The sequence below is a fragment of the Citrobacter sp. Cpo089 genome (genome assembly GCF_030332695.1).
Taxonomy (GTDB): Bacteria; Pseudomonadota; Gammaproteobacteria; order Enterobacterales; family Enterobacteriaceae; genus Citrobacter; species Citrobacter portucalensis.
Genome location: NZ_JAOWHJ010000058.1, coordinates 25,041 through 52,036 on the forward strand (window position 1 = coordinate 25,041; position 26,996 = coordinate 52,036).

Annotated in this window: 27 protein-coding genes and 1 pseudogene; 14 read left to right on the forward strand and 14 right to left on the reverse strand. The window is 53.0% G+C overall.

The annotated features are described in order from the left end of the window. Positions 1-112 precede the first annotated feature (112 nt). From OGX92_RS12795 to tkt, 5 genes are all read right to left on the reverse strand, one after another. A complete protein-coding gene (locus OGX92_RS12795) occupies positions 113-973 on the reverse strand; it encodes a small-conductance mechanosensitive channel MscS (protein WP_125363297.1) in 861 nt (286 codons plus the stop codon). 191 nt (positions 974-1,164) lie between these two features. Next, complete coding sequence (fbaA, locus tag OGX92_RS12800; protein ID WP_003027029.1) at positions 1,165-2,244, reverse strand: class II fructose-bisphosphate aldolase; 1,080 nt, start codon at positions 2,242-2,244, stop codon at positions 1,165-1,167. A gap of 88 nt (positions 2,245-2,332) precedes the next feature. After that, entirely contained in the window at positions 2,333-3,496 is a 1,164-nt protein-coding gene (gene pgk, locus OGX92_RS12805) for a phosphoglycerate kinase (protein ID WP_003027032.1), read from the reverse strand. 39 nt (positions 3,497-3,535) lie between these two features. Then, complete coding sequence (epd, locus tag OGX92_RS12810; RefSeq protein WP_008785759.1) at positions 3,536-4,564, reverse strand: erythrose-4-phosphate dehydrogenase; 1,029 nt, start codon at positions 4,562-4,564, stop codon at positions 3,536-3,538. Between the two features lie 491 nt (positions 4,565-5,055). After that, positions 5,056-7,047 carry a transketolase gene (gene tkt / locus OGX92_RS12815; protein ID WP_003825453.1) on the reverse strand — a complete coding sequence of 664 codons (1,992 nt, stop codon included), beginning with the start codon at positions 7,045-7,047 and terminating at the stop codon, positions 5,056-5,058. 279 nt (positions 7,048-7,326) lie between these two features. Between tkt and loiP the strand changes: the two genes are divergently transcribed. Beyond that, a complete protein-coding gene (gene loiP / locus OGX92_RS12820) occupies positions 7,327-8,085 on the forward strand; it encodes a metalloprotease LoiP (RefSeq protein ID WP_286586616.1) in 759 nt (252 codons plus the stop codon). 99 nt (positions 8,086-8,184) lie between these two features. On the opposite strand, the gene speB is transcribed toward loiP, so the two are convergent. From speB to yqgG, 4 genes and pseudogenes are all read right to left on the reverse strand, one after another. Continuing rightward, positions 8,185-9,105, reverse strand: coding sequence for an agmatinase (speB, locus tag OGX92_RS12825; protein WP_003825449.1), 921 nt, complete (start codon positions 9,103-9,105; stop codon positions 8,185-8,187). 207 nt (positions 9,106-9,312) lie between these two features. Beyond that, positions 9,313-11,289: a biosynthetic arginine decarboxylase gene (speA, locus tag OGX92_RS12830; RefSeq protein WP_071692619.1), complete on the reverse strand. Its 1,977-nt coding sequence runs from the start codon at positions 11,287-11,289 to the stop codon at positions 9,313-9,315. An 8-nt stretch (positions 11,290-11,297) separates the two neighbouring features. Beyond that, positions 11,298-11,429, reverse strand: a complete 132-nt coding sequence (yqgB, locus tag OGX92_RS12835; RefSeq protein ID WP_003027062.1) for an acid stress response protein YqgB — start codon at positions 11,427-11,429, stop codon at positions 11,298-11,300. Between the two features lie 258 nt (positions 11,430-11,687). Beyond that, positions 11,688-11,789 (reverse strand): annotated as a pseudogene (gene yqgG / locus OGX92_RS12840) (small protein YqgG); the annotation flags it as partial. A gap of 418 nt (positions 11,790-12,207) precedes the next feature. On the opposite strand from yqgG, the gene metK reads away from it, so the two are divergent. From metK to ruvX, 8 genes are all read left to right on the forward strand, one after another. Then, positions 12,208-13,362, forward strand: a complete 1,155-nt coding sequence (metK, locus tag OGX92_RS12845) for a methionine adenosyltransferase (RefSeq protein ID WP_020996311.1) — start codon at positions 12,208-12,210, stop codon at positions 13,360-13,362. Between the two features lie 398 nt (positions 13,363-13,760). Next, positions 13,761-15,155, forward strand: coding sequence for a galactose/proton symporter (galP, locus tag OGX92_RS12850; RefSeq protein ID WP_008785766.1), 1,395 nt, complete (start codon positions 13,761-13,763; stop codon positions 15,153-15,155). A 76-nt stretch (positions 15,156-15,231) separates the two neighbouring features. Next, positions 15,232-15,729, forward strand: a complete 498-nt coding sequence (locus tag OGX92_RS12855) for a SprT family zinc-dependent metalloprotease (RefSeq protein ID WP_200921210.1) — start codon at positions 15,232-15,234, stop codon at positions 15,727-15,729. A 94-nt stretch (positions 15,730-15,823) separates the two neighbouring features. Then, complete coding sequence (gene endA / locus OGX92_RS12860) at positions 15,824-16,531, forward strand: deoxyribonuclease I (protein ID WP_286586617.1); 708 nt, start codon at positions 15,824-15,826, stop codon at positions 16,529-16,531. 74 nt (positions 16,532-16,605) lie between these two features. Then, the gene (gene rsmE, locus OGX92_RS12865) at positions 16,606-17,337 is read left to right on the forward strand and encodes a 16S rRNA (uracil(1498)-N(3))-methyltransferase (RefSeq protein WP_008785768.1); all 732 of its coding nucleotides are present in this window, start codon (positions 16,606-16,608) and stop codon (positions 17,335-17,337) included. A gap of 19 nt (positions 17,338-17,356) precedes the next feature. Continuing rightward, the gene (gene gshB / locus OGX92_RS12870; protein ID WP_003027083.1) at positions 17,357-18,304 is read left to right on the forward strand and encodes a glutathione synthase; all 948 of its coding nucleotides are present in this window, start codon (positions 17,357-17,359) and stop codon (positions 18,302-18,304) included. 176 nt (positions 18,305-18,480) lie between these two features. Beyond that, a complete protein-coding gene (locus tag OGX92_RS12875; protein ID WP_003027086.1) occupies positions 18,481-19,044 on the forward strand; it encodes a YqgE/AlgH family protein in 564 nt (187 codons plus the stop codon). Then, positions 19,044-19,460 carry a Holliday junction resolvase RuvX gene (gene ruvX / locus OGX92_RS12880; RefSeq protein ID WP_003825428.1) on the forward strand — a complete coding sequence of 139 codons (417 nt, stop codon included), beginning with the start codon at positions 19,044-19,046 and terminating at the stop codon, positions 19,458-19,460. The genes OGX92_RS12875 and ruvX overlap by 1 nt, the downstream gene beginning before the upstream one ends. Here the strand turns inward: ruvX and OGX92_RS12885 are convergent. After that, positions 19,457-20,437, reverse strand: a complete 981-nt coding sequence (locus OGX92_RS12885) for a type IV pilus twitching motility protein PilT (RefSeq protein ID WP_003825426.1) — start codon at positions 20,435-20,437, stop codon at positions 19,457-19,459. The genes ruvX and OGX92_RS12885 overlap by 4 nt on opposite strands. 17 nt (positions 20,438-20,454) lie before the next feature. On the opposite strand from OGX92_RS12885, the gene OGX92_RS12890 reads away from it, so the two are divergent. Genes OGX92_RS12890 through hemW form a run of 5 tightly spaced genes read left to right on the forward strand, consistent with a single transcriptional unit; the run spans position 20,455 to position 23,761 of the window. Next, complete coding sequence (locus OGX92_RS12890; RefSeq protein WP_057067562.1) at positions 20,455-21,159, forward strand: YggS family pyridoxal phosphate-dependent enzyme; 705 nt, start codon at positions 20,455-20,457, stop codon at positions 21,157-21,159. Positions 21,160-21,177: 18 nt separating this feature from the next. Next, positions 21,178-21,744, forward strand: a complete 567-nt coding sequence (locus OGX92_RS12895; RefSeq protein WP_200921209.1) for a YggT family protein — start codon at positions 21,178-21,180, stop codon at positions 21,742-21,744. Next, complete coding sequence (gene yggU / locus OGX92_RS12900) at positions 21,741-22,031, forward strand: DUF167 family protein YggU (protein ID WP_003027101.1); 291 nt, start codon at positions 21,741-21,743, stop codon at positions 22,029-22,031. The genes OGX92_RS12895 and yggU overlap by 4 nt, the downstream gene beginning before the upstream one ends. 7 nt (positions 22,032-22,038) lie before the next feature. Next, a complete protein-coding gene (locus OGX92_RS12905; protein WP_286586618.1) occupies positions 22,039-22,632 on the forward strand; it encodes an XTP/dITP diphosphatase in 594 nt (197 codons plus the stop codon). Next, positions 22,625-23,761 carry a radical SAM family heme chaperone HemW gene (gene hemW / locus OGX92_RS12910; RefSeq protein WP_286586619.1) on the forward strand — a complete coding sequence of 379 codons (1,137 nt, stop codon included), beginning with the start codon at positions 22,625-22,627 and terminating at the stop codon, positions 23,759-23,761. The genes OGX92_RS12905 and hemW overlap by 8 nt, the downstream gene beginning before the upstream one ends. A 114-nt stretch (positions 23,762-23,875) precedes the next feature. Here hemW and ansB read toward each other — a convergent pair whose 3' ends face one another. The 4 genes from ansB to trmB all read right to left on the reverse strand — a co-directional run bounded on the left by ansB (position 23,876) and on the right by trmB (position 26,925). Then, the gene (gene ansB / locus OGX92_RS12915; protein WP_003027108.1) at positions 23,876-24,922 is read right to left on the reverse strand and encodes an L-asparaginase 2; all 1,047 of its coding nucleotides are present in this window, start codon (positions 24,920-24,922) and stop codon (positions 23,876-23,878) included. A 188-nt stretch (positions 24,923-25,110) separates the two neighbouring features. After that, entirely contained in the window at positions 25,111-25,830 is a 720-nt protein-coding gene (locus OGX92_RS12920; RefSeq protein ID WP_003825409.1) for a YggN family protein, read from the reverse strand. A 49-nt stretch (positions 25,831-25,879) separates the two neighbouring features. Continuing rightward, positions 25,880-26,206 carry a YggL family protein gene (locus tag OGX92_RS12925; protein WP_003027115.1) on the reverse strand — a complete coding sequence of 109 codons (327 nt, stop codon included), beginning with the start codon at positions 26,204-26,206 and terminating at the stop codon, positions 25,880-25,882. Then, positions 26,206-26,925, reverse strand: a complete 720-nt coding sequence (trmB, locus tag OGX92_RS12930) for a tRNA (guanosine(46)-N7)-methyltransferase TrmB (RefSeq protein ID WP_003825406.1) — start codon at positions 26,923-26,925, stop codon at positions 26,206-26,208. Before trmB ends, OGX92_RS12925 begins: the two co-directional genes overlap by 1 nt. Positions 26,926-26,996: the final 71 nt, after the last annotated feature.

A 26,996-nucleotide genomic window follows, 5' to 3' on the forward strand; every position in this document is an offset into this window, starting at 1 on the left:
TAATCAGGTATAAGAAGAATTAATACCAAGGGGGGGGGAAATGCCGGATGACGCCTTATCCGGCCTACAAAACCTGCGGGCCCGGTAAGCGATAGCGCCACCGGGCACGCGATTACTCTGCCGCGCTCTCTTTCACACGCTTGAAGTTCACATCCATCTGCGGGTACGGGAAGCTGATACCGTTGGCGTCAAACTCGCGTTTAATACGCTCCAGTACGTCCCAGTAGACGCTTTGCAGATCGCTACTGTTGCTCCAGACGCGTACCACAAAATTGATCGAGGAAGCGCCCAGCTCATTCAGGCGCACCGTCATTTCACGATCTTTAAGGATACGCTCGTCAGACAGAATGATATCGGTGAGGATTTTTTTCACCTGATCGATATCGGAGTCGTAAGCCACGCCGATGATAAATTCGTTACGACGAACCGGCTCACGAGAGAAGTTAATGATGTTCCCGGCAATGATTTTACCGTTTGGGATCACCACAATCTTACCGTCTACGGTACGCATAGTCGTGGAGAAAATCTGCACGTTGAGTACGGTTCCCGCTACGCCTCCGAGGTCTACATACTCACCTGCGCGGAACGGACGGAACATCACCAGCAGCACGCCAGCGGCGAGGTTGGACAGCGAACCTTGCAGTGCCAGACCAACGGCTAAACCTGCGGCACCGAGAACGGCAATCACAGAAGCGGTTTGTACCCCAACTCGGCCCAGAGCGGCAATCAGCGTGAACGCGATAATACCGTAACGCACCAGTGCAGAGAGGAAGTCAGCAACGGTTGCATCAATTTTACGTGCCACCATCAGGCGGTTAACGGTGTTTGATACGATGCGCGCCACAATCATACCGATAATGACAATGGCGATGGCCGCAACGATGTTGACGGCATAGCTTAACAGCAGCTCCTGATTGCGGACCAGCCAGGTGCCCGCACCATTTATGCTGTCGACAACATTCAAATCTTCCATTCAATATTCCTTTTTTGCTTACCCAAATGGGAAAAATAAAGCCGTCCCAACGGGACTGGCAATCTGACAAGGGTAAACAATAAACCTGGATTTTGCCAAACAGATCACAGAATTCTCTGCCAGCAGCATATTGAAATGGCAATAAAAAAGGCCCGCATTTGCGGGCCTCATGTCATGTAGAACGGCGTAAATTACAGAACGTCAACCGCGTTCAGTTCTTTGAAAGCCTGTTCCAGACGGGTGATCATGGTTGCCTGACCAGCACGCAGCCATACGCGCGGATCGTAGTATTTCTTGTTCGGCTGATCTTCGCCTTTCGGGTTGCCCAGCTGGCCCTGCAGGTAAGCTTCGTTCGCTTTGTAGTAGTTCAGAACGCCTTCCCAGGTAGCCCATTGGGTATCGGTGTCGATGTTCATTTTCACTACGCCGTAGCTTACGGAGTCTTTGATTTCCTGAGCAGTAGAACCGGAACCGCCGTGGAAGACGAAGTTCAGGCTGTTGTGCGGCAGGTTATGTTTCTTAGAAACATAGTCCTGAGAGTCGCGCAGGATGGTCGGGGTCAGAACAACGTTACCCGGCTTGTAAACGCCGTGAACGTTACCGAAGGAAGCTGCGATGGTGAAACGCGGGCTGATTTTGCTCAGCTCGGTGTATGCGTAATCAACGTCTTCCGGCTGGGTGTACAGTGCAGAAGCGTCCATGTGGCTGTTGTCCACGCCGTCTTCTTCGCCACCGGTGCAACCCAATTCGATTTCCAGGGTCATGCCCATTTTGGACATGCGCGCCAGGTATTTGGAGCAGATTTCGATGTTCTCTTCCAGAGACTCTTCAGACAGGTCGATCATGTGAGAAGAGAACAGCGGTTTGCCGGTTGCTGCGAAGTGTTTTTCACCCGCGTCCAGCAGACCGTCGATCCACGGCAGCAGTTTCTTCGCGCAGTGGTCAGTGTGCAGGATAACCGGAACACCGTAGTGTTCAGCCATCTGGTGAACGTGATGCGCGCCAGAGATAGCACCCAGGATTGCAGCGCCCTGAGGAACGTCAGACTTCACGCCTTTACCCGCGATGAAAGAAGCACCACCGTTGGAGAACTGTACGATTACCGGCGCTTTAACTTTTGCAGCGGTTTCCAGAACGGCGTTGATGGAGTCGGTACCCACGCAGTTAACAGCTGGCAGAGCAAAGTTGTTTTCTTTTGCTACCTGGAAAACTTTCTGTACGTCATCACCAGTGATTACGCCTGGTTTTACGAAATCAAAAATTTTAGACATATTACGAATCCTGTATCTTCGGCCTTGGAAAGGGCGCGCGCTCTAAAGCGCGCTAATAATTGGGCAGGTTTCCCTGCCCATTAAATGCTTACTTTTTAGCGCGCTCTTCGAGCATCGCTACTGCTGGCAATACTTTACCTTCCACGAATTCGAGGAAAGCGCCGCCGCCAGTGGAGATGTAGGAGATTTTGTCAGCAATGCCGAACAGGTCGATTGCTGCCAGGGTGTCACCGCCGCCTGCGATAGAGAACGCTTCGCTGTCTGCGATAGCGTTAGCAACGATTTCAGTACCTTTGCGGAAGTTCGGGAACTCGAACACGCCAACCGGGCCGTTCCACAGAATGGTTTTCGCATTCTTCAGGATGTCAGCCAGCTGCTGTGCAGAAGCGTCGCCGATGTCCAGGATCTGCTCGTCTTCTTTCACATCGCTAACGGACTTCAGAGTAGCCGGTGCAGTTTCAGAGAATTCAGTCGCTACGCGAACGTCGGTCGGGACCGGGATGTCACAAGTGGTCAGCAGACGCTTAGCTTCGTCAACCAGGTCAGCTTCGTACAGGGATTTACCCACGTTGTGGCCTTGAGCGGCAACGAAGGTGTTCGCGATACCACCGCCAACGATCAGCTGGTCAGCGATTTTTGACAGAGAATCCAGAACGGTCAGTTTGGTGGAAACTTTAGAACCGCCAACGATAGCAACCATCGGACGAGCAGGTTCTTTCAGTGCTTTACCCAGCGCATCCAGCTCAGCAGCCAGCAGCGGGCCTGCGCAAGCTACATCAGCGAATTTACCGATACCGTGAGTAGAAGCCTGTGCACGGTGAGCTGTACCGAAAGCGTCCATTACGAATACGTCGCACAGCGCAGCATATTTTTTGGACAGTGCTTCGTCGTCTTTCTTCTCGCCTTTGTTGAAGCGAACGTTTTCCAGAACCACCAGTTCACCGGCAGCGACTTCAACGCCGTCCAGGTAATCTTTTACCAGGCGAACCGGAGCAGACAGTTTGTCTTTCAGGTAGTTAACAACCGGCAGCAGAGAGAATTCTTCGTTGTACTCGCCTTCGGTAGGACGACCCAGGTGGGAAGTTACCATCACTTTCGCACCCTGTTTCAGGGCCAGTTCGATGGTCGGCAGAGAAGCACGGATACGCGCATCGCTGGTTACTTTCCCTTCTTTAACTGGTACGTTCAGGTCCGCACGGATAAAAACGCGTTTACCAGCCAGATCCAGATCGGTCATCTTAATTACAGACATGGTGAATCCTCTCGTTGATTCATAAAGTTTTGTCGACGCTCAAGCGTCGAGCCTGAAACCAATAGCAGCCATCGCTAACGTAGTGTCGAGCATACGGTTAGCAAAGCCCCATTCATTATCACACCAGACCAGCGTTTTGATCAGGTGAGCGCCACTCACACGCGTTTGCGTACCATCAACGATGGCGCTGTGCGGGTCGTGGTTAAAATCTACAGAGACCAACGGTAATTCCGTATAGTCAACTATACCATGAAATGCACCTTGTGCTGCTTTTTGCAGCAACTGGTTGACTTCACTGGCTTTTACTGGTTTTTTCACCGTCACGCTTAAGTCGATCGCCGTCACATTTATGGTTGGTACACGCACCGCTATCGCTTCAAAACGATCGTTAAACTGCGGGAAAATTCGCGTGATGCCCGCCGCCAGTTTGGTATCAACCGGAATAATCGACTGGCTGGCCGCTCGCGTGCGACGCAGGTCAGGATGATAAGCATCAATAACCTGCTGATCGTGCATCGCAGAGTGGATCGTGGTGACGGTACCAGACTCAATGCCGTAAGCATCATCCAGCAATTTAATGACGGGTATTATGCAATTCGTGGTGCAGGAAGCGTTGGAAACGATCCGGTGCTCAGCGCGCAGCTGATCCTGATTAACGCCATACACAACGGTTGCGTCGATGTCGTGACTACCAGGATGTGAAAAGAGCACTTTTTTTGCACCAGCGGCAATATGCGCCTCGCCGTGTTCGCGATTGCCGAAGACCCCCGTACAATCCAGCACGATGTCGACACCCAGTTCGCGCCATGGAAGTGCATCGAGTGTTCGCTCATGCAGAATGCGGATAGCGTCATCGCCAACGATGAGCTGGTCACGTTCCTGACGAACATCCCAGGCAAAACGTCCATGGCTGGTGTCATATTTCAACAAATGCGCCATGCCTGCAGCATCCGCAAGTTCGTTGATTGCCACCACGGTGATTTCCGCCCGACGCCCGGATTCATACAAAGCACGAACCACGTTGCGTCCGATGCGACCGAAACCATTAATCGCTACGCGTACGGTCATAGGTCTCCTGCAAGGATTTCTCAGAAACGATGTGGCAGACAGAGTAATGCAGCAAATCGCTCAGGGAAACCTTACCTGTCGCAAACTGCGACTAATTGGTTAATTGTCGAACATTTAATCGACTGAAACGCTTCAGCTAGAATAAGCGAAACGCGGAATAAAAGGAATGATTGTCCAGCAACAGAACACAGTTATCTGACTTGCGTCACATTTTAACGCCCTTCAACGCTAAATTTATTCCATATTCCAGAATGACGAATAACCGTAGCAAAATTATTTCGTTGTCGTGTTACACACCCTGATTTAAATCAGAAAGCCCCCTAACCTACATCTAATCACCAGCGCGAGGTCCGAGTCCCGGAGCCCTTCAACGATGCCGCAGACGGTCTGGATAGCAGACTGCGCCGTGCGATTGCGCAACGCGCGGCGCGTTCCGGAAAAGCAAAAAAAAACGGGTCGCCTGAGCGACCCGTTTTCACCTGTAATCGAAATTACAGCAGTTCTTTTGCTTTCGCGACAACGTTGTCTACGGTGAAGCCGAACTCTTCAAACAGCAGCTCTGCCGGAGCAGACTCACCAAAGGTGGTCATACCGACGATTGCGCCGTTCAGGCCCACGTATTTGAACCAGTAGTCAGCGATACCTGCTTCCACTGCAACGCGAGCGGAAACCGCTTTCGGCAGCACAGACTCACGGTAAGCGGCATCCTGTTTGTCGAACGCGTCGGTAGACGGCATGGAAACCACGCGAGCCTTCACGCCTTCGGCAGTCAGTTTGTCCCACGCAGCCACAGCCAGCTCAACTTCAGAACCGGTAGCGATGAAGATCAGTTCCGGCTGACCGTCGCAGTCTTTAAGCACGTAACCACCGCGAGCGATGTTTGCCAGCTGCTCTTCGGTACGCTCCTGCTGTGCCAGGTTCTGGCGGGAGAGGATCAGCGCGGTCGGGCCGTCCTGACGCTCAACACCGTATTTCCACGCAACGGCGGATTCAACCTGGTCACACGGACGCCATGTGCTCATGTTCGGGGTCACACGCAGAGAAGCAACCTGCTCTACCGGCTGGTGAGTCGGGCCGTCTTCGCCCAGACCGATGGAGTCGTGGGTGTAGACCATGACCTGACGCTGTTTCATCAGCGCAGCCATACGCACCGCGTTACGGGCATATTCCACGAACATCAGGAAGGTGGAGGTGTACGGCAGGAAACCACCGTGCAGCGAGATACCGTTGGCAATCGCGGTCATACCAAATTCACGCACGCCGTAATGGATGTAGTTACCGGCAGTATCTTCGTTAATCGCTTTCGAACCAGACCACAGCGTCAGGTTAGACGGTGCCAGGTCAGCGGAGCCGCCGAGGAATTCAGGCAGCAGAGGACCGAAGGCTTCAATCGCGTTCTGAGAAGCTTTACGGCTGGCGATTTTCGCCGGATTAGCCTGCAGCTTAGCAATGAACTCGTTCGCTTTTGCGTCGAAGTCAGACGGCATTTCACCTTTCATACGACGGGTAAATTCAGCCGCTTCCTGCGGGTAGGCTTTCGCATAAGCAGCGAACTTCTCGTTCCATGCAGCTTCTTTTGCCTGACCGGCTTCTTTCGCATCCCACTGCGCGTAGATTTCAGACGGGATTTCGAACGGCGCGTATTTCCAGCCCAGCTGTTCACGGGTCAGTGCGATTTCTGCATCGCCCAGCGGTGCACCGTGAGAGTCGTGAGTACCCGCTTTGTTCGGAGAACCGAAACCGATGATGGTTTTGCACATCAGCAGGGACGGTTTGTCGGTCACTGCGCGTGCTTCTTCTACTGCACGTTTAATGGCGTCAGCATCGTGGCCATCAACGCCACGAACCACATGCCAGCCGTAAGCTTCAAAACGCTTCGCGGTGTCATCGGTGAACCAGCCTTCAACGTGGCCATCGATAGAGATGCCGTTGTCATCGTAGAACGCAACCAGTTTACCCAGCTTCAACGTACCAGCCAGGGAACATACCTCGTGAGAGATACCTTCCATCATGCAGCCGTCGCCCATGAAAGCATAGGTGAAGTGGTCAACGATGTCGTGACCTGGACGGTTAAACTGCGCCGCCAGCGTTTTTTCAGCGATAGCCATACCCACTGCATTCGCAATGCCCTGACCCAGAGGACCTGTAGTGGTTTCAACACCCGCGGTGTAACCCACTTCCGGGTGACCCGGAGTTTTGGAGTGCAGTTGACGGAAGTTCTGCAGCTCGGACATCGGCAGATCGTAGCCGGTGAGGTGCAGCAGGCTATAAATCAGCATGGAGCCGTGGCCGTTGGACAGCACGAAGCGGTCACGGTCAGCCCAGGACGGGTTAGTCGGGTTGTGGTTCAGGAAATCACGCCACAGGACTTCGGCAATGTCAGCCATACCCATCGGGGCACCCGGGTGACCGGATTTGGCTTTCTGTACTGCGTCCATGCTCAGCGCACGAATAGCATTGGCAAGCTCTTTACGTGAGGACATTTTGACTCCAGATCGGATAATGAAGGCTGAGCCCTTAACGACTTGACGACAGCGCGTTTTGGGCTACGCCGGAAAAAAGTGCCAACAATGTAACCCAAGCCGCGTGTCATGTACATGGAGCATCCTTTTGCCGCTTCAGAAATCTCTGGATCATGCGCGCAAGTTGCGCAATCTTCTCGCCCGCGTATTGTTCTTTTCTTTATACTTAGGCCGAGCGTCGGTTCACCTGCAAACGACGTAATTTTTAGAATAATCCTGACTTTGTGCGGAAGAGAAAAAATGAAAATTCGCGCTTTACTGCTTGCTACGAGCATGGCTGCGGCATTGACCGGCTGCCAGAACATGGACTCCAATGGACTGCTTTCTTCTGGCGCGGAGGCTTTTCAGGCCTACAGTCTGAGGGATGCTCAGGTAAAAGCGCTGAGCGATCAGGCCTGTAAAGATATGGACAGCAAGGCTACTATCGCTCCGGCCAGCAGCGAGTACGCAACGCGTCTTGGCAAAATCGCCGCCGCGCTTGGCGATAACATAAACGGCCAGCCGGTGAACTACAAAGTCTATATGGCGAAAGATGTGAATGCCTTTGCCATGGCAAACGGCTGTATCCGCGTGTACAGCGGCCTGATGGATATGATGACCGACAACGAAGTCGAAGCGGTAATCGGCCATGAAATGGGCCACGTCGCGCTGGGTCACGTGAAAAAAGGTATGCAGGTTGCGCTGGGTACTAACGCCGTACGTGCAGCGGCGGCATCCGCTGGCGGCATTGTCGGCAGCCTGTCGCAGTCGCAATTGGGCGATCTTGGCGAGAAACTGGTGAACTCGCAGTTCTCCCAGCGTCAGGAATCCGAGGCGGATGATTACTCGTATGATTTGTTGCGCAAACGCGGGATCAATCCGGCAGGTTTAGCCACCAGCTTTGAGAAACTGGCCAAACTGGAAGCTGGACGTCAAAGCTCAATGTTTGACGATCACCCGGCATCCGCAGAACGTGCGCAACATATTCGCGATCGCATGAGCGCAGACGGGATCAAATAACCGTTAATCATGCCGGATGCGGCGTGAACGCCTTATCCGGCCTACAAACATCAACCAGCTGTAGGCCGGATAAGCGTTAGCGCCATCCGGCAAAACAACTTATTCGCCTTTTTTCGCTGCCTGGATGTACAGCATTTCCAGAGCCAGCGTAGCCGCTGCCAGCGCGGTGATCTCTGACTGATCGTAAGCCGGAGCCACTTCAACAACGTCCATCCCGACGATGTTCAGATCTTTCAGACCACGTACCAGCTTGATCGCGCGATCGGAAGTCAGACCGCCAATCACTGGCGTACCGGTACCCGGCGCAAACGCTGGATCCAGACAGTCGATATCAAAGGTCAGATACACCGGCATATCACCGACAATCTGCTTAACCTGGGCGATGATGTCATCTACGCTGCGATCGTTCACCTGGCAGGCATCCAGCACGGTAAAGCCGTTGTCTTTGTCGAATTCGGTACGAATACCAATCTGCACAGAGTGATTCGGATCGATCAGCCCTTCGTTCGGCGCAGTGTAGAACATGGTGCCGTGGTCGAATTCGCAGCCGTTCGCGTAGGTATCTGTGTGGGCATCAAAGTGCACCAGCGCCATTTTACCAAAATGCTTAGCGTGCGCGCGCAACAGCGGCAGCGTGACGAAGTGGTCGCCGCCGAAGGAGAGCATCCGCTTACCGGCAGAAAGCAGCTTCTCAGCATGAGCCTGCAGTTTTTCACTCATTTCACGCGCATCACCGAAGGCATAAACCAGATCGCCGCAGTCCACCACGTTCAGGCGCTCGCGCATATCGAAGTTCCACGGGAAGCGGTTGTGTTCCCACGCCAGGTTAGTGGAAACCTGACGGATTGCCGCCGGACCATGACGCCCGCCCGCACGACCAGACGTTGCCATATCAAACGGTACGCCGGTGATCACCCAATCGGCGTCGCTTTCGTATGGCATGAAGTTCATCGGCAGACGTAAAAAACCAAAGGCGTTAGAAACCAGGGAGTTGTCGTATTGATGACCTAAGGTGCTCATGTACTGACCTCTTTAAAAATCGATGAAAAAAAATCCCCTCCGCGTCGTTAAGCCCGACGAGGAAGGGATTGATTTGGTAGCTGCATATTTACGGCAAATTATCGCCGTTATTTTGTACGGATTCAAGTAAGTGCCACAAATGCGGCTTCGCCTTATCCAACCTACTTTCGTAGGCCCGGTAAGCGTAGCGCCAGCAGGCATTTATCGTTACTCATCTTCCAGATAAGTATAACCGTACAGACCGGCCTCAAACTCTTCGAGGAACTGTTGCTGCAGCTCGGTATCCAGATCGGTGTTTTTCACCTGGTCACGGAACTGCGTCAGCAGGGTGTTCGGATCCAGTTGCACGTACTGCAACATATCCGCCACGGTATCCCCTTCATCAGACAGCTCAACTTCCACACTGCCGTCAGGGAAGACGAACACGTCAACCGCTTCGGTATCACCAAAAAGGTTGTGCATGTTGCCGAGGATCTCCTGGTACGCCCCCACCATAAAGAAGCCCAGCATCGGCGGGTTCTCCGGATCGTATTCCGGCATCGGCATGGTGGTCGCAATGCCATCACCGTCAACATAGTGGTCGATAGCGCCATCAGAGTCACAGGTGATATCCAACAGCACCGCACGGCGCTCAGGTACCTGGTTCAGTCCTTCCAGCGGCATTACCGGGAACAGCTGATCGATCCCCCACGCATCCGGCATCGACTGGAACAGCGAGAAGTTGACGTAAATCTTATCCGCCATACGCTCCTGCAGCTCGTCGATAATCGGGCGATGCGCGCGGTTGCTCGGGTCGAGTTGTTTCTGCACTTCATGGCACATGTTCAGATAAAGCTGCTCAGCCCACGCGCGCTCTTGCAGGCTAAAGGTACCTGAAGAGTAACCAACGTGAATATCGTGCAGATCCATCTGGCTGTCGTGCAGCCATTCACGCAGCGAACGGCGAGTTCCCGGTTCATGCATTTCTTGCCAGGTTTCCCACATGCTTTGCAGAGCACGCGGCGCATCGTCAGCCGGAGGCGTTGCTTCTGTGTGTTCGCTACGCTCAACGCCGATAATGTTAGATACCAGCACGGTATGGTGCGCGGTAACCGCGCGGCCAGACTCGGTGATTACCGTCGGATGAGGCAGACCGTGTTCTTCACAGGCGTCGCCAATAGCCCAGATGATGTTGTTGGCATATTCGTTCAGGCCGTAGTTTACAGAACAGTCAGACTGCGAACGGGTACCTTCGTAATCCACGCCCAGACCACCGCCCACGTCGAAGCACTGGATATTGACGCCAAGCTTGTGCAGCTCAACGTAGAAACGCGCCGATTCACGTACGCCGGTGGCGATATCACGAATGTTCGCCATCTGCGAGCCAAGGTGGAAGTGCAGCAACTGAATGCTGTCCAGACGACCGCGCTCGCGCAGAATTTCGACCAGTTGCAGCACCTGGTTTGCCGCCAGGCCGAATTTCGATTTTTCCCCGCCGGAGGACTGCCACTTGCCAGAGCCCTGCGACGCCAGACGCGCACGCACGCCCAGACGCGGAACGACATTCAGGCGTTCAGCTTCATCCAGCACGATAGCGATTTCAGACATCTTCTCGATGACCAGATAGACCTTATGGCCCATCTTCTCGCCAATCAGCGCCAGACGGATATATTCGCGGTCTTTATAACCGTTACACACGATCACGCTACGGGTCATTCCGGCATGGGCCAGAACGGCCATCAGTTCAGCTTTGGAACCCGCTTCCAGTCCCAGCGGTTCACCGGAGTGGATCAGCGATTCAATCACGCGACGGTGCTGGTTGACCTTGATCGGGTAAACGAGAAAATAGTCACCGTTGTAACCGTAAGATTCACGGGCACGTTTAAACGCGGCGTTAATCGAACGCAGACGGTGTTGCAGGATCTGCGGGAAGCAGAACAATGCAGGCAAACGCTGGCCCTGCGCTTCACGGGCTTTCACCAACTCAGCAAGGTCAACGCGCGCTTCGGGTACGTCCGGATCCGGGCACACGCTGATGTGACCCAGTTCATTGACGTCGTAGTAGTTATTACCCCACCAGGCAATATTGTAAGTACGCAGCATCTTGCTGGCTTCCTGGGAACTCATTGCAACCTCCTGCATGGAGCGTAGTACACCGTGTTCGCCTGCTGACGAAGGCGAACCCAAAGAAATGTCGTCAGACATAGCGAACCTCAAATTTTATTAACAAGTGTAAAACAGTTGACTACTATCGCAATCCGAAGACGCGATAACAACCCAAATACAGGCAGAATTTGCAGCAGATAGTGCTGACGCTCCGACTGTGCGACCGGTTTCTTTTTCATATCAATGTAAACACGTAACCGAACTTAATGCTGACGGTTCGGCGAAACCACGAGAAAACTCTTGTTTACCAAGAGCGCCCTTGTTCAGTTCTTAGTGACCGTTACCGGCTCTTGAGTCCTGAGATACGCCGAGATGGGTATACACTTCATCCTTCATGCAGCCTCTTTGTTGGCTACGCTCATTCGCCCCAGTCACGTACTACTCGTACGTTCAGGGGACTCATTCACTTGCCGCCTCGACGCAGCATAAATGATTTTGTGTATATAACATCGACAGGTATGCAAAGCAGAGATGCAGATTGCGGGGGACATATGTACACCAGAACGGTGCGACAGATTCTGCAGAATACAACGGTTCATTATCTCGTATCACCTCCACGGTTGCTCCTTACGGAACGAACCCACAAGCCAAAGCTAAAGTTTTAACCCGGCTGGAAGTGGCAACACGATGAAAACGTCGTGTGCTTTTGTATGAGCCGCGCGCCGCGTTTTATACCGATAAGAAAGTCAAAAAGCAAAAGATAAATATGCACATTGCCAGCACCGTCAGGAAAAATTTCCAGTTACATTTTCAGTACAATGCGACCTCAATCAAAAAAAGCTGGAAATCAGGCGAAGAACTGTCCTAAAATAGCCGTCCAGATGTTAATCCATCTATACCGATTAACACTCAGACTGCCAGTGTCCGTCATCTGCAGACTCATGGTAGAATCTTCTACACATGGCTATTCCACTCGACAGTTTGAGCTAACCAAATTCTCCTTAGGTGAAATTAAATATGGCAAAACACCTTTTTACGTCCGAGTCCGTATCAGAAGGGCATCCTGACAAAATCGCTGACCAAATCTCTGATGCTGTGCTGGATGCAATCCTGGAACAGGATCCAAAAGCACGCGTTGCCTGCGAAACCTACGTCAAAACCGGTATGGTTTTAGTTGGCGGTGAGATCACCACCAGCGCATGGGTTGATATCGAAGAGATCACCCGTAACACGGTTCGCGAAATTGGCTATGTGCATTCCGACATGGGCTTTGACGCCAACTCTTGCGCGGTACTGAGCGCGATTGGTAAACAGTCTCCGGACATCAACCAGGGTGTTGACCGTGCCGATCCGCTGGAACAGGGCGCAGGCGACCAGGGCCTGATGTTTGGTTATGCAACCAACGAAACCGACGTGCTGATGCCAGCACCTATTACCTATGCTCACCGTCTGGTGCAGCGTCAGGCTGAAGTGCGTAAAAACGGCACCTTATCCTGGCTGCGTCCGGATGCAAAAAGCCAGGTAACCTTCCAGTATGACGACGGCAAAATCGTCGGTATTGATGCGGTTGTTCTGTCTACTCAGCACTCTGAAGATATCGACCAGAAATCGCTGCAAGAAGCCGTTATGGAAGAGATCATCAAGCCGGTACTGCCGACTGAATGGCTGACCGCTTCGACCAAATTCTTCATCAACCCAACTGGTCGTTTCGTTATCGGCGGCCCGATGGGCGACTGCGGTCTGACCGGTCGTAAAATCATCGTTGATACCTACGGCGGCATGGCGCGTCACGGCGGCGGTGCATTCTCTGGTAAAGATCCGTCTAAAGTTGACCGTTCCGCAGCCTATGCAGCCCGTTACGTAGCGAAAAACATCGTTGCCGCAGGCCTGGCTGACCGTTGTGAGATTCAGGTTTCCTACGCAATCGGCGTGGCGGAACCGACATCTATCATGGTGGAAACGTTCGGTACTGAAAAAGTGCCTTCAGAGCAGCTGACCCTTTTGGTGCGTGAGTTCTTCGACTTGCGCCCGTATGGCCTGATTCAGATGCTGGATCTGCTGCACCCGATTTACAAAGAAACCGCTGCTTACGGTCACTTTGGTCGCGAACATTTCCCATGGGAAAAAACCGACAAAGCACAGTTGCTGCGCGACGCTGCCGGTCTGAAGTAATTTAAACCAGACTTAACGCTTATGAAGACCAGCCTCGCGCTGGTCTTTTTTTATACCTATTTCCTCTCCCACATCCATCACCAAACCGCGCTGATTACTATTGCTTTAAATGAAAATGAAAGCGATTACATCACACCATATTTCCCTCTACCTTGAATTAACATCTCTTAGCCAGCACACTTGCATCACTGTTACATTATCTTTCATCATTGTCTTAAATTCAGACGACAAACATTATTTAATCCCAATAAATAATGTTAACTTTCAATGAATTAACTGATAACCCGCATGAATGACAGTGTAAGCGATTACACTAATGTGATGTGATTCGCATTTTTTTACCCCGTACTCACCTACCCTTAACATCAACAAAACTAGCTACCCAACCGGAGGGCATCATGCCTGACAATAAAAAAACGGGGCGTTCCAACAAAGCCATGACATTTTTTGTCTGCTTTCTGGCAGCCCTGGCTGGATTACTTTTTGGCCTGGATATCGGTGTTATTGCCGGTGCTTTACCGTTCATCACCGACGAGTTTCAAATTACCCCGCACACTCAGGAATGGGTGGTGAGTTCCATGATGTTTGGTGCGGCGGTAGGTGCTGTCGGCAGCGGTTGGCTCTCCTTCAAACTGGGACGCAAAAAAAGCCTGATGATCGGTGCGATCTTGTTTGTTGCGGGTTCACTGTTCTCCGCCGCTGCGCCAAACGTTGAAGTCCTGCTGGTTTCCCGCGTGCTGCTCGGCCTGGCTGTAGGTGTTGCGTCTTATACCGCGCCGCTGTACCTGTCTGAAATTGCCCCGGAAAAGATTCGTGGCAGCATGATCTCCATGTATCAGCTGATGATCACCATCGGTATTTTGGGCGCGTATCTTTCCGATACAGCGTTTAGCTACAGCGGCGCATGGCGCTGGATGCTGGGTGTAATCATCATCCCTGCCCTGCTGCTGCTGGTTGGCGTTATCTTCCTGCCGGACAGCCCACGTTGGTTTGCAGCTAAACGTCGTTTTGTTGATGCCGAACGCGTCCTGTTGCGTCTGCGTGACACCAGCGCAGAAGCCAAACGCGAGCTGGATGAAATCCGTGAAAGTCTGCAGGTGAAGCAGAGCGGCTGGGCGCTGTTTAAAGAAAACAGCAACTTCCGTCGCGCGGTATTCCTTGGCGTTCTGTTACAGGTGATGCAGCAGTTCACCGGGATGAACGTCATCATGTATTACGCACCGAAAATCTTTGAGCTGGCGGGCTACACCAACACCACTGAGCAGATGTGGGGGACTGTTATCGTCGGTCTGACCAACGTACTGGCAACCTTTATCGCCATTGGCCTGGTTGACCGTTGGGGCCGCAAACCTACTCTGATCCTTGGCTTTATCGTGATGGCTGTTGGTATGGGCGTTCTGGGGACAATGATGCACGTTGGTATTCACTCGGCATCCGCACAATACTTCGCAGTACTGATGCTGCTGATGTTTATCGTTGGCTTTGCCATGAGCGCTGGTCCGCTGATTTGGGTACTGTGCTCTGAAATCCAGCCGCTGAAAGGCCGCGATTTCGGCATCACCTGCTCTACTGCAACCAACTGGATTGCCAACATGATCGTCGGCGCAACCTTCCTGACGATGCTGAACTCACTGGGCAGCGCCAACACCTTCTGGGTCTACGGCGGCCTGAACGTACTGTTCATCTTCCTGACTCTGTGGCTGATCCCTGAAACTAAAAACGTCTCTCTGGAACACATTGAGCGTAACCTGATGAAGGGTCGTAAACTGCGCGAAATTGGCGCACACGACTAATCACCAAAGGCTTCCTCCCCAGCGGAGGAAGCCTTCCTCTTGCAGTCCCTTCCCTGTCGCACTATCCTCTGGCGTTATGAAAACCGCCCGTCTCCCTATCGCCATCCAGCAAGCCGTTATGCGTAGCCTGCGGGAAAAACTCGCCCAGGCCAATCTCAAGCTCGAACGCCAATACCCGGAGCCAAAGCTGGTTTACCAACAGCGCGGCACCGCCGCGGGCACTGCGTGGCTACAAACCTATGAAATTCGCCTTAATCCCGTCCTGCTGATGGAAAACGTCGACGCATTCATTAACGAAGTTGTGCCCCATGAACTGGCGCATTTACTGGTGTGGAAGCACTTTGGGCGCGTGCCGCCACACGGGAAAGAGTGGAAATGGATGATGGAAAGCGTTCTGGGCGTACCGGCCCGGCGCACGCATCAGTTTGAACTGCAATCGGTGCAGCGCAAGACTTTTACTTACCGCTGTAAGTGTCAGGAGCACCAACTGACCGTCCGCCGCCATAACCGCGTTGTGCGCGGTGAGGCCACCTACCGCTGTGTTCACTGCGGCGAACCACTGGTTGCAGAATAATCTTCAGAATTATCAGGAACTTTTCTGACCTAACTGATTGCATACTGGAATAACTTTCGCTACGTTGCGGGCTCGTTTTGACACGGAGTTTGTGATGTACCGTCATTTTTCTTTTGCTGCGGCCCTGTTAGCCGCTGCGTTTTCAGGCCCGGTTTTAGCCGAAGGCATCAACAGTTTTTCTCAGGCAAAAGCAGCAGGCGTCAAGGTTAACGCCGATGCGCCGGGCGATTTCTACTGCGGTTGTAAAATTAACTGGCAAGGCAAAAAAGGGGTCGTTGACCTCGAATCCTGCGGCTATAAAGTGCGAAAAAATGAAAACCGCGCCAGTCGAATTGAATGGGAGCACGTTGTCCCCGCCTGGCAATTTGGTCATCAGCGTCAGTGCTGGCAGGACGGAGGGCGTAAAAACTGCGCCAAAGATCCGGTCTATCGTAAGATGGAAAGCGACATGCATAACCTGCAACCTGCGGTGGGTGAGGTAAATGGCGATCGCGCTAACTTCATGTACAGCCAGTGGAACGGTGGCGAGGGTCAGTATGGGCAATGCGCCATGAAGGTCGACTTCAAAGAGAAAGTTGCCGAGCCGCCGGCCCGCGCCCGCGGTGCCATTGCTCGTACCTATTTTTACATGCGCGACCAGTACGATCTGACGCTCTCCCGCCAGCAAACTCAGCTTTTTAACGCCTGGATTAAGCAATATCCGGTCACCGACTGGGAGTGTGAGCGCGACGAACGCATTGCAAAGGTACAGGGGAACCATAACCCATATGTGCAACGCGCTTGCCAGGCGCAAAAGAGCTAACCTACACTAGCGTCAATATTTTTAACCATGCCCTGGCCTTTCGCAGCCCAGGGCCATGACGCGGATGTTTAACTATGCGCATTCCTCGCATTTATCACCCTGAGCCAATCACTTCCGGCAGCCAAATTTCACTGTGTGAAGATGCAGCCAACCATATCGGCCGCGTGCTGCGTATGGGACCGGGCCAGGCGCTACAGCTGTTTGATGGCAGCAATCAGGTATTCGACGCTGAAATCACCCACGCCAGTAAAAAAAGCGTGGACGTGAAGGTACTTAACGCTGAACTCGACGATCGTGAGTCGCCGTTGCACATCCACCTGGGTCAGGTGATGTCGCGCGGTGAAAAAATGGAATTCACTATCCAGAAATCGATCGAATTGGGTGTAAGCCTCATTACGCCACTTTTTTCTGAGCGCTGCGGCGTTAAACTGGACAGTGAACGCCTGAACAAGAAGCTCCAGCAGTGGCAGAAAATCGCCATTGCCGCCTGCGAACAGTGCGGTCGTAACCGGGTGCCCGAAATTCGCCCGGCAATGGATTTGGAAGCATGGTGCGCGGAACAGGACGAAGGTCTGAAACTGAACCTGCATCCGCGCGCCAGCGCCAGCATCAATACGCTGCCGCTGCCGGTGGAACGCATCCGCTTGCTGATTGGCCCGGAAGGCGGGTTGTCGGCAGATGAAATTGCCATGACCGCACGTTATCAGTTTACTGATATTCTGTTAGGACCTCGCGTTCTGCGTACTGAGACAACCGCGCTCACCGCCATTACTGCGCTACAGGTGCGTTTTGGCGATCTAGGCTAAGGCATAAACGGAGAAGAAAATGATCAAGCTCGGCATCGTGATGGATCCCATCGCAAGCATCAACATCAAGAAAGATTCCAGCTTCGCTATGCTGCTGGAAGCGCAACGTCGCGGTTACGAAATTCATTATATGGAGATGGCCGATCTTTATCTGATCAACGGTGAAGCCCGCGCCCATACGCGTACCCTGAGCGTAGAGCAGAACTACGACAAATGGTATGAGTTCAAGAGCGAGCAGGATCTCCCGCTGGCAGACCTGGACGTTATTCTGATGCGTAAGGATCCGCCGTTTGATACCGAGTTCATCTACGCAACCTATATTCTGGAACGTGCAGAAGAAAAAGGGACGCTGATCGTCAACAAACCGCAGAGCCTGCGCGACTGCAACGAAAAGCTGTTCACCGCATGGTTTGCCGACCTGACGCCGGAAACGCTGGTCACGCGTAACAAAGCGCAGCTGAAAGCCTTCTGGCAAAAACACAGCGACATCATTCTCAAACCGCTGGACGGCATGGGCGGCGCATCTATTTTCCGTGTGAAGGAAGGCGACCCGAACCTTGGCGTCATTGCTGAAACGCTGACCGAGCACGGTACCCGCTACTGCATGGCGCAGAACTATCTGCCAGCAATTAAAGATGGCGATAAACGCGTCCTGGTGGTCGATGGCGAACCCGTTCCTTATTGCCTGGCGCGTATTCCGCAGGGCGGCGAAACCCGTGGCAACCTGGCCGCTGGCGGTCGTGGCGAGCCGCGTCCATTGACCGACAGCGACTGGGAAATTGCACGTCGCATTGGGCCAACGCTGAAAGCGAAAGGTTTGATTTTTGTCGGTCTGGATATCATTGGCGATCGTCTGACGGAAATTAACGTTACCAGCCCAACCTGTATTCGTGAAATTGAAGCGGAGTTCCCGGTTTCGATTACCGGTATGCTGATGGATGCCATTGAGGCGCGTTTACAGAAATAAATACGTTGCCGGATAGCGACGCTATCGCGTCTTATCCGGCCTGGAATTGCACCCCGCAGGCCGGATTAGGCGAAGCCGTCATCCGGCAATGCTATCTTCAGAGGGTGACATCTTCGAGCTTTGCCCACATACTGGGCTCTGTTGCTTTTTTGAACCAGGAAACAGAACCTCTGACAATGAATTTACAGCATCACTTTCTGATTGCCATGCCTGCTCTCCAGGATCCGATTTTCCGCCGTTCCGTGGTGTACATCTGTGAACATAATGAGAACGGAGCAATGGGGATTATCGTCAATAAGCCTCTGGAAAACTTACAAATTGAAGGGATTCTGGAAAAGCTGAAGATTACCCCAGAAGAACGCGATCCGGCCATTCGTCTGGATAAACCAGTGATGCTCGGCGGCCCGCTGGCGGAAGACCGTGGATTTATTCTCCACACTCCACCGTCACGCTTTGCCTCCAGTATTCGCATCTCAGATAACACCATCATCACAACCTCCCGCGATGTACTAGAAACCCTGGGCACGCAAGAACAACCGTCCGAAGTGCTGGTTGCTCTGGGTTATTCATCATGGGAAAAAGGTCAACTGGAACAAGAGCTACTGGATAACGCCTGGCTCACGGCGCCCGCAGACCTCAACATCTTATTCAAAACGCCGATTGCCGACCGCTGGCGCGATGCGGCGAAGCTTATCGGGATAGATATTCAGACCATGCCTGGCGTGGCGGGACATGCCTGATGAGCGGAACATTACTCTCTTTTGATTTTGGTACGAAAAGTATTGGTGTTGCTGTTGGTCAGCGCATTACCGGTACGGCCAGACCGTTGCCCGCCATTAAGGCGCAGGACGGTACGCCAGACTGGAGTTTGATTGAACGCCTGCTGAAAGAATGGCAGCCGGATGAAATCATTGTCGGCCTACCACTCAACATGGATGGCACAGAACAGCCCCTTACCGCACGCGCGCGTAAGTTCGCTAACCGTATTCACGGTCGCTTTGGCGTAACCGTAACGCTGCACGATGAACGCTTGAGCACCGTCGAGGCCCGCTCCGGCCTGTTCGAACAAGGCGGATACCGGGCGTTGAATAAAGGCAAAGTGGACTCCGCTTCTGCCGTTATTATTCTCGAAAGCTATTTCGAGCAGGGCTACTAAAGCCGACCCTGCGCCTGGCGCTGCTGCTGGCTCTGCGTAAACGTCTGCATACCTGTCTGCTGCCCGGTTTGAATTACGCCGGGTAGCTGATGCGTTTTCCCTTCACGAATCAAATTGCCCACGGCTGGCGTGTTGACGAGCAGCTCAAATAGCGCCACGCGTCCTCCCAACTTATCTTCCTCCAGCTTTTGCGAAAGTACCGCCCGTAGGCTGTCTGCCAGCTGATTACGCACCGGATCTTTCTCCTGTGCGGGAAAGGTATCCACCAGCCGCGCGATGGCCTGCGCCGCCCCTCGCGTATGTAACGTTGCCAGCACCAGATGCCCGGTTTCCGCTGCCGTTAACGCCAGGCGAATAGTTTCCGCGTCGCGCAGTTCGCCCAGCAAAATGACGTCGGGATCTTCACGCAGCGCGCCGCGTAAACCGGCGGCAAAAGAAGCGCAGTGTACGCCCACCTCCCGTTGGTGAATAAGACAACGCTGGCTGGTGTAGCGATATTCAATGGGATCTTCCAGCGTCAAAATATGTCCCGCAACGTGCTGGTTAAGATATGCCACCATCGCCGCCAGGGTCGTTGATTTACCGCTACCGGTAGCGCCTGTCACCAGAATTAACCCATTTTCACTGCGCAGCAGTTCAGGTATGACGTCAGGGGTCTGGAGATCGTCTAAACGTGGACAATCAAGCGGGAGCAATCTTAGCGCCAGCGAGGTTCCCTGTTGATGAACAAAAGCACTGGCGCGCAGCCGCTGGGAACCTGCCAGCGCAATAGCAAAATCCAACTGCCCCTGTTCCTGCCACTGTACCTGTTGTTGCTCATTGAGCCAGCACATCAGCAGATTCTCCACGTCAGGCGTAGTAAAGGGTGCGATTTCGACTTTTCCACGTATGCGCCAGCGCGCAGGCCATGCATTGCACAGGTGTAGATCCGACACGTTATGCTTTACACTAAGGGCCACTATTTCTTCCATATTCATATGAACATCCTCGGAAAATGAACGATATCGCGCATAACCTGGCACATGTCCGGGACAAAATCTCAGCCGCCGCGACGCGTTGCGGGCGGTCTTCAGAAGAAGTTACGTTGCTTGCAGTCAGTAAAACCAAACCTGCGAGCGCCATCGAAGAAGCCATTACCGCAGGGCAGCGTGCCTTCGGTGAAAACTATGTGCAGGAAGGGGTGGATAAAATCCGCTACTTCCAGGAAAAAGGCGTCAACGATCTGCAGTGGCACTTTATCGGCCCGCTGCAGTCCAACAAAAGTCGTCTGGTCGCCGAGCACTTTGACTGGTGCCATACGATCGACCGTCTGCGTATCGCTGCCCGTCTGAGCGAACAGCGCCCGGCGGAACTGCCGCCGCTCAATGTACTGATTCAAATTAATATCAGCGATGAGAACAGTAAGTCAGGCATTCCGCTGGCAGAGCTTGATGCACTGGCCGCTGAAGTCGCTGCACTGCCGCGCATTACCCTGCGTGGTCTGATGGCGATTCCGGCTCCAGAGTCAGATTATGTAAGGCAGTTTGAAGTTGCACAGCAAATGGCGGTAGCATTTGCCGGGTTGAAAACACGCTACCCAGGCATCGACACTCTCTCACTGGGAATGTCTGATGATATGGATGCCGCCATCGCGGCGGGTAGCACGATGGTGCGCATTGGCACTGCCATTTTTGGTGCTCGTGATTACACTAAAAAATAAGGAAAACTAAGGAACACCATGAATACGTTGACCTTCCTGCTCTCAACGGTAATTGAGCTGTATACCATGGCGCTGCTGCTGCGCGTGTGGATGCAATGGTCTCGCTGCGATTTTTACAACCCGTTCTCGCAGTTTATAGTGAAAATCACTCAGCCCATCATTGGGCCGTTACGCCGCATTATTCCCCCGATAGGACCGATCGACAGCGCATCGGCATTAGTTGCGCTCGTTCTCAGCTTTATCAAAGCAATCGTGCTGTTTAAGGTGGTCACGTTCCAGCCGATCATCTGGATCGCCGCCGTACTGATTGTCCTGAAGACTATCGGGCTGCTGATTTTCTGGGTGCTGCTGGTGATGGCAATTATGAGCTGGGTCAGCCAGGGCCGCAGTCCTGTAGAGTACGTGCTGATTCAACTGGCAGATCCGCTGCTGCGTCCTATCCGTCGCATACTTCCAGGCATGGGCGGGATCGATTTCTCCCCAATGATTCTGGTTCTGCTGCTCTACGTTATTAACATGGGCATCGCGGAAGTGTTACAGGCGACAGGCAACATGCTGCTGCCGGGGCTGTGGATGGCGCTATGAGTGCCGTTACACCCTGCGACGACGGTCTGGTTTTACGGCTCTACATTCAGCCTAAAGCCAGCCGTGACAGTATTGTGGGTTTACATGGCGACGAAGTTAAAGTCGCCATTACCGCCCCACCGGTAGATGGCCAGGCCAATAGCCATCTGGTGAAGTTTCTCGGCAAACAGTTCCGTGTGGCAAAAAGCCAGGTCGTCATTGAGAAGGGCGAGCTTGGTCGTCACAAACAGGTTAAAATCATTCATCCGCAACAGATCCCGCCCGAAATTGCGGCGTTAACTGATTAGGTATCCCATGCAAAAAGTTGTCCTCGCGACCGGCAATGCCGGTAAAGTGCGTGAACTCGCCTCTCTTCTGAGTGATTTCGGTCTTGATGTTGTTGCCCAAACGGAACTGGGTGTTGATTCTGCAGACGAGACCGGGCTGACGTTTATTGAGAACGCCATTCTGAAGGCGCGTCATGCCGCGCAAATTACCGGCTTACCGGCCATTGCTGATGACTCAGGTCTGGCAGTAAATGCCCTTGGCGGCGCGCCGGGTATCTATTCAGCCCGCTATTCCGGCGAAGATGCGACCGATCAGCAGAACCTGGAAAAACTGCTTCACACCCTGCGGGATATTCCTGATGACAAGCGCCAGGCGCAGTTCCACTGCGTGCTGGTGTATATGCGCCATGCAGACGATCCAACGCCTGTTGTTTGCCACGGAAGCTGGCCGGGCGTGATTACCCGTGAACCTGCCGGAAACGGTGGTTTTGGCTACGACCCGATCTTCTTTGTGCCGTCTGAAGGGAAAACCGCAGCCGAACTGACCCGTGAAGAAAAGAGTGCGATTTCTCACCGCGGACAGGCACTGAAGCTGTTGCTGGATGCCCTGCGTAATGGTTAAGCTTCCACCGCTAAGTCTTTATATTCACATCCCGTGGTGCGTGCAGAAATGCCCGTACTGCGACTTCAACTCGCATGCGCTAAAGGGCGAAGTCCCTCATGATGACTATGTGCAGCATCTGCTGAGCGATCTGGATACTGAGGTGGCCCACGCCCAGGGACGTGAAGTAAAGACGATTTTTATCGGTGGTGGCACGCCGAGCCTGCTTTCTGGCCCGGCGATGCAAACGCTGCTCGACGGCGTGCGAGCACGGCTGAATCTGGCCGAAGATGCAGAAATCACGATGGAGGCGAATCCCGGGACGGTGGAAGCCGATCGCTTTGTGGATTATCAACGCGCTGGCGTCAACCGTATCTCGATTGGCGTACAGAGCTTTAGCTCCGCCAAACTCGAACGTCTAGGACGTATTCACGGGCCGGAAGAAGCCAAACGAGCTGCACACCTGGCGAGCGGTCTGGGGCTACGCAGCTTTAACCTCGACCTGATGCATGGTTTGCCGGATCAGACGCTGGAAGAGGCGCTGGGTGATTTACAGCAGGCCATCGCGCTCAACCCACCGCATCTTTCCTGGTATCAGTTGACCATCGAACCCAACACGCTGTTCGGTTCCCGACCGCCGGTTTTACCGGACGATGACGCGCTGTGGGATATTTTTGAGCAAGGCCACCAGCTACTGACCGCCGCGGGATATCAGCAGTACGAAACCTCAGCCTACGCCAGACCGGGTTATCAGTGTCAGCACAACCTTAACTACTGGCGTTTTGGCGACTATCTTGGCATTGGCTGCGGCGCACACGGTAAGATCACATTCCCTGACGGACGCATCCTGCGCACCACCAAAACACGGCATCCGCGTGGGTATATGCAAGGGCGTTATCTCGAAAGCCAGCGCGATGTCGCCGAAGCCGATAAGCCGTTCGAGTTCTTCATGAATCGTTTCCGGCTGCTGGAAGCCGCGCCTCGCGCGGAGTTCACGCAATATACCGGTCTTACCGAAGACGTTATTCGTCGACAGATCGATGAGGCTATTTCCCTGGGCTACCTGAGTGAATGCGATGAATACTGGCAGATTACCCAACACGGTAAGCTGTTCTTGAATTCGCTGCTGGAGCTGTTTCTGGCGGAGTGATGGCTGGTGAACGTAGGCCAGATAAGCGTAGCGCCATCAGGCAAATTGCCGGATGGCGGCTGCGTCTTATCCGGCCTACAGGGTTAGGGCGGTAAGCGCAGCCACCTTCATCGATTAATACTGATTAAACATTTCCTGGATCTGCTTAGGATCCTTGGTTTGAGTCAGCGCAAGCTGCAGCAGAACACGTGCTTTTTGCGGGTTCAGGGAACCTGAAGCCACAAATCCGTATTTTGCATCATCAACTTCTGCATCCTGTGTAGTGGCGCCCGTTGGTACACGGGATGAACGCACTACAACGGTACCTTTATGCGCGGCGGTTGCCAGCGTATCGAAAATGGTTTTATACAGGTTACCGTTACCTACACCCGCACTGACGATCCCAGCGTAACCCGCATCCACCAGCGCTTTTGCCGGCAGATCGGAGGCATTAGCGTAGTTATAAACAATCCCAACTTTCGGCAGTTCGGTCAGCTTAGACACATCGAACGGAGTAGACGTGGTGTGCTTACGCGCAGGCGTACGCTGGTAGTCGATTTTACCGTTATGGATGTAACCCAACGGGCCGTAGTTAACGGATTTGAAGGTAGCGACGTCGGTAGTGTTGGTTTTAGTCACGTCACGACCATCCATAACGGTGTCGTTCATCACCACCAGCACTCCGCGGTTGGCAGAGGCTTTGTCTGCGGCAGTTACTACTGCGTTATACAGGTTAAACGGGCCATCAGCGCTCATACCCGTAGACGGACGCATTGCGCCGACCAGCACCACCGGCTTGTTGCACTTGACGGTCAGGTCGAGGAAATAGGCGGTTTCTTCCATGGTATCCGTACCATGTGTTACCACGAAGCCGTCGGTTTTATCACACTCGGTATTAATCTTTTTCGCCAGCGTTAACCAGACTTCGTCATTCATATCCTGGGAGCCGATATTCACCACCTGCTCGCCTTTAACGACAGCGATATCTTTCAATTGAGGTACGGCCTCAACCAGATTTTCTACGCCAACCTTGCCTGCCGTGTAGTTAGATTTTGTCGCGGAATCACCGCCGCCGGCAATCGTCCCACCGGTCGCTAAAATGGTGATGTTTGGCAGTGCAAGCGCCGCGCCGCTGAAACCCATAACCAGTGCGGCAAGTGCCGTTTTCTTGAAAAACTCCATGTTATTTCTCCAGTTACTTGAATTTGCAGCATTATGTCTATCCTACAGATGAATAATGTGACGAGTTCCAATTAACCAGATTTATATCTCCACCAAATTGCCGTTCTTAGAGATGGATATCAAAAAAACAGAAATATACAAAATAAAACGGCACAGAATGTTTCTGTGCCGTTAATAAGAGGTGAAGATTATTTCAGAGTGCTAACCAGCGTTTTACGATCGTTTTCCAGCGTCACAACGCGGGAACAGACATCTTTGCCAAACTGCTGGAAGTCTTGTTCCTGATTCTTCCATTCGTTCTGAATTGAGGTCTGCAAACCACCGAGGCTTCCGAGTACGCCCTGCAGTGGATTACCACCGCCTTTGAGCACGGCTTTCGCCCCCATTTCGTTGATGCTGTCCTGCAAAATTCCGCCCATCGCCTGATTAACCAGCTGTTGTCCGTCCGCGCGGACCTGATCAATCGCCTTATAATGGAAAGTCAGGCCATCAGTTCGATGCTCGATGATGCGGTTCATCTGCTCTTTCAATTGCGCATCCAGCTTGGTTAAGCGGCCACGCATGTTGCTGCTTTCACCGACCTCTTTGGCGATGATTTTGTCCAGCGCCACGCGACCTTTCTCTACGCGCGCTCTGGCACCTTCGTCGATCCACGGCAGGCTGCTACGCAACGCCGCCTGATAATCTTTGGCCTGCTCACGCTGTGCGGCGTTCAGGTTGTACTGTTTACCGTTGAAGGTGACATCGCCGGCCTGGGTAATAACCAGGTCGCCATTTTCACCCTTCACCTGCACCGTTTGTGGGCTCAAAATCACATCGTCACGCGGGGTGACGCTGCACTGGTAATCTGCATGTGCGGCCATCGCCGTGAACGTTAGGACTGCCGCCAGCAGCGTTTTGCGCATCATATCTTTCCCTCAATACAAATCGGGTCGGCATTTGCCGACCCTGTGCTACTTAGTCCCACCAAATATCGAAAAGTTCGCTGGTACGCACTTCTTCGAGTTTGTGCTCTTCCAGCCACTTACGCACGATTGCCTGGTGTTCTTCGGTGCATTTGCCGATTTCCTGCAGACAGATCAGACCTTCCCAGGCCAGATAGCCGCTGCCGTCAAAAGCCAGCTTGTTCGGTTCGATGACTTCATTGATAAAGTCATCAACGATTTGATCGACCTGCTCTCCAGATGTACCTTCCGGGAAACGCCATGCAACCGAAAATCCTACTTCCTGGAATTCTTCGATGTGCATCTTTTTACGCAGACGACGGCTACGGTTCTTTGCCATTATTTCACCCTCTCGAACATTAAGTCCCATACGCCGTGGCCAAGACGATGACCACGTTGTTCAAATTTGGTTACCGGGCGCGATTCCGGGCGCGGTACATAATCGTTACTCTCTGACTGGTTTTTATACCCGTCAATCGAGGACATCACTTCAAGCATGTGCTCCGCATACGCTTCCCAGTCGGTCGCCATATGGAACACGCCGCCCAGCTTCAGCTTACTTAAGATATGCTCAGCAAACGGTACCTGAACGATACGGCGTTTATTATGACGTGCTTTGTGCCATGGGTCAGGGAAAAACAGCTGAACCATAGATAAAGAATTGTCAGGAATCATTTTATGCAGGACTTCAACGGCATCATGGCACATGACGCGCAGGTTCTCGACACCCTCTTCATGGGCTGAAGCCAGACACGCACCAACGCCAGGTGAGTGAACCTCAATGCCGAGGAAATTCTGTTCCGGACGCGCTTTCGCCATTGCAACCAGCGACGCTCCCATACCAAAACCGATTTCCAGCGTGACTGGCGCGTCACGGCCAAACAGTTCTGCGAAATCTACAGGCTCTTCGCTGAACTCAACGCCCATCACCGGCCAGTAGTTTTCCAGCGCGTGTTCCTGCCCTTTCGTCAGTCGCCCCTGGCGACGAACAAAACTACGAATCCGGCGCAGAGGGCGGCCGTTTTCATCAAATTCCGGTGAAATGACGTCGTTCTTCATAAAAGTTTAGTCTGCTGTGTTTGAGTTCTGAAAACGGGCATTATCCAAAGTTAGTTGCCGGATGCAAGTAA

Bases quoted from the DNA above. Each gene is read 5' to 3' on its own strand.
- OGX92_RS12795 (WP_125363297.1), bottom strand. From the start codon at position 973: ATGGAAGATTTGAATGTTGTCGACAGCATAAATGGTGCGGGCACCTGG.
- ruvX (WP_003825428.1), top strand. From the start codon at position 19,044: ATGAGCGGAACATTACTCTCTTTTGATTTTGGTACGAAAAGTATTGGT.
- OGX92_RS12925 (WP_003027115.1), bottom strand. From the start codon at position 26,206: ATGGCAAAGAACCGTAGCCGTCGTCTGCGTAAAAAGATGCACATCGAA.
- speA (WP_071692619.1), bottom strand. From the start codon at position 11,289: ATGTCTGACGACATTTCTTTGGGTTCGCCTTCGTCAGCAGGCGAACAC.
- rsmE (WP_008785768.1), top strand. From the start codon at position 16,606: ATGCGCATTCCTCGCATTTATCACCCTGAGCCAATCACTTCCGGCAGC.
- loiP (WP_286586616.1), top strand. From the start codon at position 7,327: ATGAAAATTCGCGCTTTACTGCTTGCTACGAGCATGGCTGCGGCATTG.
- OGX92_RS12905 (WP_286586618.1), top strand. From the start codon at position 22,039: ATGCAAAAAGTTGTCCTCGCGACCGGCAATGCCGGTAAAGTGCGTGAA.
- OGX92_RS12895 (WP_200921209.1), top strand. From the start codon at position 21,178: ATGAATACGTTGACCTTCCTGCTCTCAACGGTAATTGAGCTGTATACC.
- fbaA (WP_003027029.1), bottom strand. From the start codon at position 2,244: ATGTCTAAAATTTTTGATTTCGTAAAACCAGGCGTAATCACTGGTGAT.
- yggU (WP_003027101.1), top strand. From the start codon at position 21,741: ATGAGTGCCGTTACACCCTGCGACGACGGTCTGGTTTTACGGCTCTAC.
- pgk (WP_003027032.1), bottom strand. From the start codon at position 3,496: ATGTCTGTAATTAAGATGACCGATCTGGATCTGGCTGGTAAACGCGTT.
- OGX92_RS12920 (WP_003825409.1), bottom strand. From the start codon at position 25,830: ATGATGCGCAAAACGCTGCTGGCGGCAGTCCTAACGTTCACGGCGATG.
- OGX92_RS12890 (WP_057067562.1), top strand. From the start codon at position 20,455: ATGAACGATATCGCGCATAACCTGGCACATGTCCGGGACAAAATCTCA.
- endA (WP_286586617.1), top strand. From the start codon at position 15,824: ATGTACCGTCATTTTTCTTTTGCTGCGGCCCTGTTAGCCGCTGCGTTT.
- gshB (WP_003027083.1), top strand. From the start codon at position 17,357: ATGATCAAGCTCGGCATCGTGATGGATCCCATCGCAAGCATCAACATC.
- OGX92_RS12875 (WP_003027086.1), top strand. From the start codon at position 18,481: ATGAATTTACAGCATCACTTTCTGATTGCCATGCCTGCTCTCCAGGAT.
- OGX92_RS12885 (WP_003825426.1), bottom strand. From the start codon at position 20,437: ATGAATATGGAAGAAATAGTGGCCCTTAGTGTAAAGCATAACGTGTCG.
- ansB (WP_003027108.1), bottom strand. From the start codon at position 24,922: ATGGAGTTTTTCAAGAAAACGGCACTTGCCGCACTGGTTATGGGTTTC.
- trmB (WP_003825406.1), bottom strand. From the start codon at position 26,925: ATGAAGAACGACGTCATTTCACCGGAATTTGATGAAAACGGCCGCCCT.
- hemW (WP_286586619.1), top strand. From the start codon at position 22,625: ATGGTTAAGCTTCCACCGCTAAGTCTTTATATTCACATCCCGTGGTGC.
- OGX92_RS12855 (WP_200921210.1), top strand. From the start codon at position 15,232: ATGAAAACCGCCCGTCTCCCTATCGCCATCCAGCAAGCCGTTATGCGT.
- epd (WP_008785759.1), bottom strand. From the start codon at position 4,564: ATGACCGTACGCGTAGCGATTAATGGTTTCGGTCGCATCGGACGCAAC.
- metK (WP_020996311.1), top strand. From the start codon at position 12,208: ATGGCAAAACACCTTTTTACGTCCGAGTCCGTATCAGAAGGGCATCCT.
- yqgB (WP_003027062.1), bottom strand. From the start codon at position 11,429: ATGAAAAAGAAACCGGTCGCACAGTCGGAGCGTCAGCACTATCTGCTG.
- speB (WP_003825449.1), bottom strand. From the start codon at position 9,105: ATGAGCACCTTAGGTCATCAATACGACAACTCCCTGGTTTCTAACGCC.
- tkt (WP_003825453.1), bottom strand. From the start codon at position 7,047: ATGTCCTCACGTAAAGAGCTTGCCAATGCTATTCGTGCGCTGAGCATG.
- galP (WP_008785766.1), top strand. From the start codon at position 13,761: ATGCCTGACAATAAAAAAACGGGGCGTTCCAACAAAGCCATGACATTT.